This is a genomic window from Deinococcus rhizophilus, assembly GCF_030271215.1.
Lineage (GTDB): Bacteria > Deinococcota > Deinococci > Deinococcales > Deinococcaceae > Deinococcus > Deinococcus rhizophilus.
Genome location: NZ_JASNGB010000265.1, coordinates 1 through 2,738, shown reverse-complemented (window position 1 = coordinate 2,738; position 2,738 = coordinate 1). Strand labels below are relative to the sequence as shown.

General features: G+C 61.4%; 2 protein-coding genes. Both read right to left on the bottom strand.

The genetic code is table 11. The annotated features are described in order from the left end of the window. Window positions 1-313 precede the first annotated feature (313 nt). Window positions 314-1,921, bottom strand: a complete 1,608-nt coding sequence (locus QOL99_RS16320; RefSeq protein ID WP_285525366.1) for a type I restriction-modification system subunit M — start codon at window positions 1,919-1,921, stop codon at window positions 314-316. Further along, window positions 1,918-2,574, bottom strand: a complete 657-nt coding sequence (locus tag QOL99_RS16315; protein WP_285525363.1) for a restriction endonuclease subunit S — start codon at window positions 2,572-2,574, stop codon at window positions 1,918-1,920. The genes QOL99_RS16320 and QOL99_RS16315 overlap by 4 nt, the downstream gene beginning before the upstream one ends. Window positions 2,575-2,738 lie beyond the last annotated feature (164 nt).

Below are 2,738 nucleotides of genomic sequence, written 5' to 3'. Positions count from 1 at the left end.
CGAAGTGCCTTGCCTCTCGGTCCGCTCCTGGGGGGTCAGTCCACCGGGCATCCTGCTGTGCGGGTCAGCGGCGGCAGGGTCGCCCGCCTACTCACCGTGCTTTAGCAGCAAGTGAGCGTAAGCGACGGCCCACAGAGCAGCGGCGCGTTCGGCGGGCATGAAGATGAAGAGAGGGACGAGCGTGGGCGTGCGCATAAGCATGGGAAGCCTCCTGCACCTAGCGGGTGCGGGAGGCCTCTCTTGGCCTATTGCCGGAACGCGGTCGGGTGGATGGTGTGGGGACAGGGGAGCGCATGCGCTTAGGCCAGGGGCGCTATGGGAGCGGCGGCAGCCCCAGCTCCTTCAGGAACCCGTTGTGCTGGGCGGTAGCCGCCTGAATTCGCTCCTCAATGGCGCTTAGCGTCTCGTGGACACTGCCCAGGTCAATGTCCTCCTGAGCCTGGTCGGTGCTGACGTAACGGGTGATGTTCAGGTTGTAACCGTTCTGCGCGATCTCGTCCAGCGGCACCCGGCGCGAGTAGTGCGCTTCCTCGCGGCGTTCCCGGTAGGTGTCCAGAATCTTGGTGATGTCCTGGGGACGCAGTTCGTTCTGGCGCTTTTTCTTCCCGAAGTGCTCGCTGGCGTTGATGACCAGCACGTCGTCAAACTTCTTGCACTTCTTCAGCACCAGAATCGCCACCGGGATGCCCGTGGAATAGAACAGGTTGGAAGGCAGACCGATGATGGTGTCGATGTAGCCGTCTTCCAGGAGCTTGCGGCGAATGCGTTCCTCTGCGCCGCCCCGGAACAGGACACCGTGCGGGAGGATGATCGCCATCGTGCCCTCCTGCGAGAGGTAATGAAAGCCGTGCAGCAGGAAGGCAAAATCCGCCGCCGACTTGGGGGCCACGCCGTAGCTCTTGAAGCGGGTGTCTTGCGCCGTCGCCTCGCCCGGCTCCCAGCGCAGGCTAAAAGGCGGGTTGGCGACCACCGCGTCGAACTGCGGCTTCCTGGCTGGGTTCTCGTCCTTGAAGATGTCCCAGTCGTTGCTCAGCGTGTCGCCGTGGAAGATCTCGAACTCGGTGTCCTTGACGCCGTGCAGCAGCATGTTCATGCGGGCGAGGTTGTAGGTCGTGATGTTCTTTTCCTGGCCGTAAATCTTGCCGATGCTGCCGCCGTGCGCCTCCACGGTGCGCCGCACGTTCAGCAGCAGCGAGCCCGAGCCGCTGGTCATGTCCAGCACGCTGCCCAGCCGCTTCTTGTAGCCCAGCGCCGGGTCCTGGCTGTCGAGGGCCACGATGCCCGAGAGCACACTGGATACCTGCTGAGGCGTGTAGAACTCGCCCGCCTTCTTGCCCGACCCCGCCGCGAACTGCCCGATCAGGTACTCGTAGGCGTCGCCCAGCAGGTCGGAATCGGTGGAGAAGCCCCTGAGGCCCTCGGCGATCTTGCCCACGATGGTCGTCAGCTTCTTGTTGCGCTCGGCCTGGTTCTTGCCCAGCTTCTCGGAGTCCAGGTTGATCTCGGAGAACAGCCCGGCGAAGTTGTTGCCGAACGATTCCTCCTCGATGTACTTGAAGCCCTGCCGCAAGGTGGTCAGCAGCTCGGGGCTCTGCTGGCGGGCCAACTCGGCAATGTGGCTCCAGAGTGAATCGGGCCGGATCACGTAATGCACCTTCCGCCGCATCAGGTCCTCGAACTCGCCGATGTCGTCCGGGTTGGCGTCGTAGAAGGCTTGCAGGGCATTGCCGCCCGGTTCCACCGTGGGCCAGTCCTCGCCCAGCTCTCGCCGCGCCGCTGCCTCGTAGTTGTCGGACAGGTAGCGCAGGAACAGGAAGGCCAGCATGTAGTCGCGGAAGTCGTCGGCGTTCATGGCCCCGCGCAGCCCATCGGCAATGCCCCAGAGCGTCTTGCCGAGGTTGTTCATCGTTTGGTCGGTCATTCGGCGGCCTCCTGGGTCGCGTGGAGGTCGGCAGAAGAGGCAGGAAAGAGGCCCTGCATCAGCCCCCGCTTGAACGCTTGCAGCGCCGCGATGTGCTCGCCCTGCGCGGCGATGAGGTCATCGAGGGAAGACAGCGCGGCAGCAATGCGGGTCTGCTCGGAGAGGGTGGGGGGGAAGGGAACAACCCAATTCTCAATGCCTGATTTTGTAATGTGGAAAATGCCCAAGCCATTTTTGAGACTTGCTTTCATTTCGTCAGTGATTTTATCTAGCAAATGGAATAGAAAGATTGGTTCATTCTGCTGTTTAGCAACTACCTTCCAGATATGATAATGATAGATTGCTCTTGCTTCTTTCCATATCCTTGGGCCAAATGAAGCAGACCAAGCGTACAGCAAGTCTCCAGAGTCGCAATATTTTGCCTCTTCTAATTCTAAGTCTGAATAATACCAGTGATTATTGGAAAAGAAGTTTCCAACCCTCAGAACTTTATATTTTCCTTGCGCTAGCAACTCATCTTTTGAGTAGGCGCGTCCGTTTAGGAAAGTTGCCACTTCCCCCAGCTTCTTCTCTTCCCACTCCCCAGCCCCCTCGAACTCGGGGAAGCGCAGGCGGGGCACCCGCTCGCCCCCCGCAGGGAACAGCCCCGCCATCAGCCCCCGCTTGTGCTGGCGCAGGGCGTCCTGCTTGCTCTGGTGGGCCGCAATGACGGCATCCAGGGAGGAGAGGGCAGCGGCGATGCGGGTCTGCTCGGGGAGGGAGGGGAGGGGTAGAGCTCTCTAGGGGTCAAAAGTGGCGAGGAAGTCGGGAAACGCGT

What these genes read in the sequence shown, in the direction of transcription:
- QOL99_RS16315 (WP_285525363.1), bottom strand. Translation starts at nt 2,574, where the DNA reads ATGGCGGGGCTGTTCCCTGCGGGGGGCGAGCGGGTGCCCCGCCTGCGC.
- QOL99_RS16320 (WP_285525366.1), bottom strand. Translation starts at nt 1,921, where the DNA reads ATGACCGACCAAACGATGAACAACCTCGGCAAGACGCTCTGGGGCATT.